This window comes from Coleofasciculus sp. G3-WIS-01, from assembly GCF_040223135.1.
GTDB lineage: Bacteria > Cyanobacteriota > Cyanobacteriia > Cyanobacteriales > Coleofasciculaceae > Coleofasciculus.
Window position 1 is genome coordinate 1 of record NZ_JAVJZI010000039.1, and the last position, 6,205, is coordinate 6,205.

Genomic DNA, 6,205 nt, shown 5'->3' on the forward strand with positions numbered 1-6,205 from the left:
TTAACACTTGTTCATCACCTCCTACACTATTTATACACCATTTTGTAGACTTAATCCGTAAACAGAAGGATAAATCCTTCAAGTCGCTTTCATCCACCGCTTAAAAGACGGTGGCTCTCAGCTTCTATGATGTTTTGGTAGCTTGGGACAGCAGGGATGCTCCTGGTGCAGGGGAAAATTGAGATAGGTACTCTGCCAAAACTTGAATTACTTTATAATTGCATATTTTGGATACTTTTCCCCAAACTCTCACAGAGCATTAATTTTGGCTTAATTCCGTATTAATCTCGTTAATCGGTCGCCGTTTTAATTCTGGGGATTCAGAACGGGGGAGTAAGTCAAAAACCTCCCGAAAGACATCATCAACTTTTTCGTAGTTGACTTGTCCCGTTTGATTCAATCTCACCTCACCCTCTTGGTCAATGAGAACGGTTTGGGGAACTAACCCTTCATAATAGTAGCCCGGTTGCATTGGGTCATCACTGGGTTTGTCGTACAGAGTATCAACGTTAACCGGGATAAAACTCGCCGCCCGTCCATAAGGCGCTTGTAACTGGGACACCACTGTGGAAAACTTCTTACAATCTGTGCTGTCATCGATATAGAACACCAGCAAGGCAGGTTTATGGGCTTTCAGCGAGTCTGCCAGAGTGACGCGGGGTGGGACGAGGGAACCATTCCCGGCATAGAGGGCAAAGATATTGCCGTCAAAGTGGTCATCATTGAGTTCGGCTAGGGCTAATGGTGTTGATAATAGCAAACAGCCGAGGACAGCAATCAGAGTGACCAGACATTGGGCAATGAGACGTTTGTAAGAATAGCGATTGGTTAGATGTTGACTGAGAACGGGTAATGAGTCAAAGGTCATATTACACAAAGTTAGTTCAGATGAAATCCCCTGTCTTTGATTATCGCTGATTGCCTGACGAGTTCAAGCGATCGCGTGAATAAATGCGTATCATCACACAATCCCAATAAAGTCAAATAGGTAGAATAATATACTGACGAGCCATAAATAGGTGAGTAGATAGCCTAGTATAAGCAAGAGCGAACCGAAAAGCTGCCCCGTCTGGGAGGAGTGTGGATGTGAGTCGATCAGTGCTAGATCAAGTGCGCCTGGGTTTATCGGTAGGCGCGGCTAAAACGGTTACCTCGTTGGTGCGAGGATTCCGTTTAGGGGCAGCTAGTGTATTGCCAGGGTCAATTGCCCGCAGAATTCAACCTCATGCTTTACCGTTGCTCTTGGCACAGGTGAGGCGTGGGGTGATTCTGATTGTGGGGACGAATGGGAAAACTACGACAGCTTTATTGTTGCGGACTCTGTTGGAGCGTCAGGGGTGGCGAGTGGCGCATAATGTCACGGGTGCGAATTTGATTAATGGGTTGGTGACGGCGTTGATGGAGCATACCAATGTTGTGGGTTTGCTCGATGCCGATTATGCCATTTTGGAAGTGGATGAAAATATATTACCGTTGCTCTTGCCGGATTGCCAGCCTCAGGTGATTGTGGGCTTAAATCTATTTCGTGATCAGCTCGATCGCTACGGGGAAGTGGATACGATTAGTCAGCGCTGGATGGACGCGATCGCACCGCTTCCTGCCCAAACGCGGGTGATTTTGAATGCTGATGATCCGACGCTGTGTTATCTCGGTCAGCAGTTATCGCAAACGGTGCGATTTTTCGGTTTAAATGAACCTGATCGCTATTTGGAAGAAATTCCCCATGCCGTAGACTCGATTTACTGTCCCAGTTGCGGTTATCCTCTGGATTACAAGGGGGTTTACTTGTCTCATTTAGGGGACTACCATTGCGCGAGTTGCGGCTTTAAGAAAAGTTCCTTAGCCGTAAATAGTCAGGAGTGGCCCCAAATCTTAATTGGTATTTATAACAAATATAATACCCTGGCGGCTGGATTAGTGGCAGAGGAATTGGGTATTGAACGGGCGGATATTTACGATACGGTTAAAACCTTCAAGGCGGCGTTTGGACGAGCCGAGGAATTAGAGGTTCAAGGGAAGAATGTGCGAATTCTGTTGTCGAAAAATCCGGTAGGAATGAATGAAACCATCCGGGCGGTGCATGATATCCAAAAACAGGGGGGCGCATCGACCAAGTTAGTCGTATTGAATGACCGTACCCCAGATGGCACCGATGTGTCTTGGATTTGGGACGTGGATACCGAGAAGCTGGTGGCGTTAGGGGGGACGATTGTGGTTAGTGGCGATCGCGTTTATGATATGGCATTGCGCCTCAAGTATTCTCAATCTGAGGCAGAACATCCTTGTGAGTTAATTATTAAAGAGGATTTACAAGAAGCAATTCAGACGGCATTGGCGCATACACCTACAGATGAAACATTGCATATTTTACCCACTTATTCTGCCATGTTAGAAGTGCGAGGATTACTGACAGGACGGCAGATTTTGTGAGTTGTCCTTGGTGATTGGTTATGGGTCATTAACCTAACTTTCACGGTATGTGGTGCCTCTGTAGGGGCGGGTTTCACAACTATCTTTTCGGTTGTAACCAGATTTAACTAAACCCGCCCCAACTCAGGTTTCTAAACTTAGAGTGAAAAGTCAGGTCATTAACGCATCTGACCAAAACAGTGATTTTAGCTTTTTTCTGGTAGCCAGTTCATCTCTAGTAGTTGGTCGAGGGTATAAGGGCAGTTTTCGGGAAAATTGACCTCGCATCCGGTCTTTTGTTTCACGTAGTTTAATGCTTTTTCATAAATTTTGACTTGGTTTTCTTGGAGGTAATTTCGGAATTTTTGGGTTAAATCTTCATTAATTTGGGTTCTAAAGCTCATAATTTCTGCTGGCCAGTGATTGGCATTATCATCATGTTCTGCCGTCCAATATTGCCAAAGTAGCAAATGTCGGATAATTTGTTCTAGAAACTGTTCAACTGTTTTTTTCTCTCGCCGACTCAAGTATTCCAACTCCTCAATTAAATGGTCTTTGTCCAACTCATTGAATCGGTTTTCTTTTAACAAATTAATGGTTTGGGTTAACCATTGGTCATATTCAATGTCATAAAGTGAAGCTAAGTTCATGTTCACCATCATTTTTACCTCTGCGAGCATGGGAAGCCTGTCATGGGACAGCACACAATGTCCAAGTTAACCCGTTGTCGTTGGTTTTCGTTCCTCAAACCCATCTACTATTGTAGATCTGCTCCCAATAAATGATAAATGACGAAGAACAAATTACAATTTTGATTTATAGTTAGCATTTAGCTAAACACTTTCCAGCTCAGTTGGGTGAGGGTTGTAATCCCATACTTCCTGCTATCCAGACGGCTAAACTGTTAAGCAAAGGCACTACCCAAAGAAGTTGAGATCGAAACCTATGCTAGAATTTGTGTACACAACGATACACAAATCAAAAGTAGAGAGTGAAATGGTAGAAAGAATTGGTGTTCGGGAGTTCAGGCAAAACTTAGCCAAGTATATAGACGCTGCTTCTCCCGTTGCTGTGATGCGTAACGGACAAACCGTTGGGTATTTTGTCCCTGCCCATCAAGAGCCCGTCAAAGCTGAACTAGAAGCCCTCAAACAAGCAGCAGCCAAACTTGATGCTTTACTAGCTGAGCAAGGAATCAGTGAAGATGAACTGGTGCAAGAATTTCGCCAACTTCGCAAAAATAAAGCCTAAATCCTTTTCATGTCAACCAAGAAACAAATTGTTCTGGATGCAAATATCTTAGTTCGCGCTGTTTTAGGGAGAAAAGTTCGAGGACTATTAGAAGAGCATATCGCAACCACCCAATTTTTTACCCCAGATGAGTGTTATTTAGATGCCAGGAAATACCTCCCACCGTTATTTGAAAAGCGTAACTTACCTGCACAGGAAGCTCTCGATGTCTTAGAGCAGTTAACCTGTCTCATCGAAGTTGTGGATTATGATTTATACAGCTTCTACGAAGAACAAGCCAAACAACGAATCGCCATGAGAGATATTAACGACTGGACGATTGTTGCCCTTGCTTTAACCTTGGATTGTCCCATTTGGACAGAAGACACAGACTTTTTTGGTGCGGGTGTCGCGACTTGGACGAGTGACCGCGTTCATTTATACTTGTCATCGTAAATTAATTACCCACCCCAACTGTTCAGAACCAAAATTGTGGAATAGATTTGACGTTTAAACTGAGTGCAGGTACTTGCGTCCCTACAATGCTAATCCACCAATTAAGGTGTGCAAGGAAGGAGCAAAAATGATGTCTATATGTTCTAATGAAAGATACTCTTGAATGTGATTGACAAGATGGCTATGGTGTTGTAGTAGCCTTTCCTCATCAAATACTTTTTCAGGCTTTTGTAAAAAACGCTGTAATCGTTGAGATCGATCTAGATTTTCCTTTACATTAAGCAAAACAACAAAATGCTTATTAATTTGTTTAAGTTTTGCCATTTGTTCAAATTCGCCTTGTTGAACAGACTCGTCACTGGTTAAAAATAAAATCATATCTGCTTGATCAATGATTTCATTAGCTTTCTCAGTATCTTCTTCTCCTCGATAAGCTTCAATACCAGGAGTGTCTATTAATCTTAAACCTTGCCAACGATATTCATAGGTTTCTCTAGTAGTACGTTGTGCGCCCTTTCCAATTGTGCTGCCATCTCCCTGAGTTAACGCTTCACGGATGGTACTTTTGCCTGCTTTCGTTCGACCAAATAAAGCAATTGTATAATCTTCTAAGTGTTTCTTCTTTTTGTCTAATGATGAACGTAGTGCTTGAAGATCGTTGTCTAGTATTTTTCCTACAGCATCCACAAGATCATTAAAAACCTTTTCATCCCTTTTGCTTTGTGAGTTTGAGGAACTAAAATTATTATGTTGAAGATTACCATTAAGTGAATTTATTAGTGTTTCTACTTTATCAGTATAAGCAATATTGGTACTATAGGCTTGTCTTGCTACTGCGCCAGATATTTGTAAAGCTTCTTGAAATTCCGATTGTGAAATTTTCCTTTTCTTAGCTTCTCTATTTCCAGTTTTCTCTTGTTTGTTTTCTTTGGTTTTGGAGTTTCCCGAAAAATCTTGTACTGTCTTTTCTTGTTGATTATTTTTTGGAATATTTTGCTCGTATGTCCAGATATTATATTGAGTTTTTGCTAAACGTTGGTTTTTTGTGTAACTTTTGTTTTTCTTATGACAATGTAGTTTAAATTTTTCAAAAGGTATTTCTTTTAACTGATACAATTCTTGTGTTAAGCAGGAAATGAGTGTTGTCTGATCAGTGATTCCTTCCGATACTAAGACAATTTTTAGGACGTTGTGATTGATCGATACTTTAACACTTATTTCATGTGGTAGGAAAGCTTGATTGAGTAGTGTAGCAATTGCTGCTGGGTTTCCTTGTGTCGCAAGGTCTACTAATATTCTTTTGGTTTCGGATTCCATGTATGCTACTCCTACTGCATAGCAACGGTCATTTGGGTTTTAATGTTCCCAGAGCTGACTCTGTCATCTATCGTACTACATTTTAGGGTGGATTAGATGTAACCATTGAATCGGGCGCACGCCATGCGCCCCTACAGTTTTTGATCCCTAGGTACGGTGCAAGTATAACTAAAACTTTTAACGAGCGTGAGATTTGATTTGATATTTATTGCTTAACAGAACTTAATGGGCAAAAAAACTGTGAGAATTATTTGCAATAAGCAACGAAATTGCGTGGATTCAGCGATTTGTCTATACTAATAATGGGTCTTTATTATGTGCATTTTTAGGAAAAGTCGCCTGATCGTAAGCTGAAACTGTTGATTTTGCGTCAAAAAGCTGTATTTCTTGCGCTCAGACCCGTTGGGGTTCGACAGATGTATTTTTGTAAAAATCAAAATCTTTTTTTGACAAAAAGCAGTAAAAGTGGTATTCGATTTCATGTTCTGTTTCATGACTTATGAATAAGGTGGGGAGGGCGGGTTTTGTTGTTCCGTTATCGGTGAGGAGGGCGGGTTTTGTTGTTCCGTTATCGGTGAGGAGGGCGGGTTTTGTTGTTCCGTTATCGGTGAGGAGGGCGGGTTTTGTTGTTCCGTTATCGGTGACTAGCTGAATTGATTCCCTAAACCCGCCCCTACAATTGTGCCTAAACCCGCCCCTACAATTGTGCCTAAACCCGCCCCTACAATTGTGCCTAAACCCGCCCCTACAATTGTGCCTAAACCCGCCCCTACAATTGACTTATAACTTCTTT

At 42.0% G+C, this 6,205-nt stretch carries 8 protein-coding genes; 4 read left to right on the forward strand and 4 right to left on the reverse strand.

Going from position 1 to position 6,205, the window contains the following annotated elements; all coding sequences use genetic code 11:
- Positions 1-259: 259 nt before the first annotated feature.
- Complete coding sequence (locus RIM23_RS04130) at positions 260-868, reverse strand: thylakoid membrane photosystem I accumulation factor (RefSeq protein ID WP_446364703.1); 609 nt, start codon at positions 866-868, stop codon at positions 260-262.
- Between the two features lie 218 nt (positions 869-1,086).
- Between RIM23_RS04130 and RIM23_RS04135 the strand changes: the two genes are divergently transcribed.
- Complete coding sequence (locus RIM23_RS04135) at positions 1,087-2,430, forward strand: MurT ligase domain-containing protein (protein ID WP_446364705.1); 1,344 nt, start codon at positions 1,087-1,089, stop codon at positions 2,428-2,430.
- 185 nt (positions 2,431-2,615) lie between these two features.
- Here RIM23_RS04135 and RIM23_RS04140 read toward each other — a convergent pair whose 3' ends face one another.
- Complete coding sequence (locus tag RIM23_RS04140; protein WP_446364707.1) at positions 2,616-3,059, reverse strand: DUF29 domain-containing protein; 444 nt, start codon at positions 3,057-3,059, stop codon at positions 2,616-2,618.
- Positions 3,060-3,354: 295 nt separating this feature from the next.
- Here RIM23_RS04140 and RIM23_RS04145 point away from each other — a divergent pair, with 295 nt between their 5' ends.
- Positions 3,355-3,660, forward strand: coding sequence for a type II toxin-antitoxin system Phd/YefM family antitoxin (locus tag RIM23_RS04145; RefSeq protein WP_446364709.1), 306 nt, complete (start codon positions 3,355-3,357; stop codon positions 3,658-3,660).
- A 9-nt stretch (positions 3,661-3,669) separates the two neighbouring features.
- Positions 3,670-4,095, forward strand: coding sequence for a PIN domain-containing protein (locus tag RIM23_RS04150; RefSeq protein WP_446349131.1), 426 nt, complete (start codon positions 3,670-3,672; stop codon positions 4,093-4,095).
- 81 nt (positions 4,096-4,176) lie between these two features.
- On the opposite strand, the gene RIM23_RS04155 is transcribed toward RIM23_RS04150, so the two are convergent.
- Positions 4,177-5,412 carry a GTPase gene (locus RIM23_RS04155; protein ID WP_446364712.1) on the reverse strand — a complete coding sequence of 412 codons (1,236 nt, stop codon included), beginning with the start codon at positions 5,410-5,412 and terminating at the stop codon, positions 4,177-4,179.
- A 499-nt stretch (positions 5,413-5,911) separates the two neighbouring features.
- On the opposite strand from RIM23_RS04155, the gene RIM23_RS04160 reads away from it, so the two are divergent.
- Positions 5,912-6,064 (forward strand): hypothetical protein, encoded by a 153-nt coding sequence (locus tag RIM23_RS04160; RefSeq protein ID WP_446364714.1) that lies wholly within the window; start codon positions 5,912-5,914, stop codon positions 6,062-6,064.
- Here RIM23_RS04160 and RIM23_RS04165 read toward each other — a convergent pair.
- Complete coding sequence (locus RIM23_RS04165) at positions 6,057-6,188, reverse strand: glycine zipper domain-containing protein (RefSeq protein ID WP_157453318.1); 132 nt, start codon at positions 6,186-6,188, stop codon at positions 6,057-6,059. The two genes, RIM23_RS04160 and RIM23_RS04165, sit on opposite strands and share 8 nt — an antisense overlap.
- Positions 6,189-6,205: the final 17 nt, after the last annotated feature.

Bases quoted from the DNA above. Each gene is read 5' to 3' on its own strand.
- RIM23_RS04130 (WP_446364703.1), bottom strand. From the start codon at position 868: ATGACCTTTGACTCATTACCCGTTCTCAGTCAACATCTAACCAATCGC.
- RIM23_RS04140 (WP_446364707.1), bottom strand. From the start codon at position 3,059: ATGAACTTAGCTTCACTTTATGACATTGAATATGACCAATGGTTAACC.
- RIM23_RS04145 (WP_446364709.1), top strand. From the start codon at position 3,355: ATGCTAGAATTTGTGTACACAACGATACACAAATCAAAAGTAGAGAGT.
- RIM23_RS04150 (WP_446349131.1), top strand. From the start codon at position 3,670: ATGTCAACCAAGAAACAAATTGTTCTGGATGCAAATATCTTAGTTCGC.
- RIM23_RS04155 (WP_446364712.1), bottom strand. From the start codon at position 5,412: ATGGAATCCGAAACCAAAAGAATATTAGTAGACCTTGCGACACAAGGA.
- RIM23_RS04160 (WP_446364714.1), top strand. From the start codon at position 5,912: ATGAATAAGGTGGGGAGGGCGGGTTTTGTTGTTCCGTTATCGGTGAGG.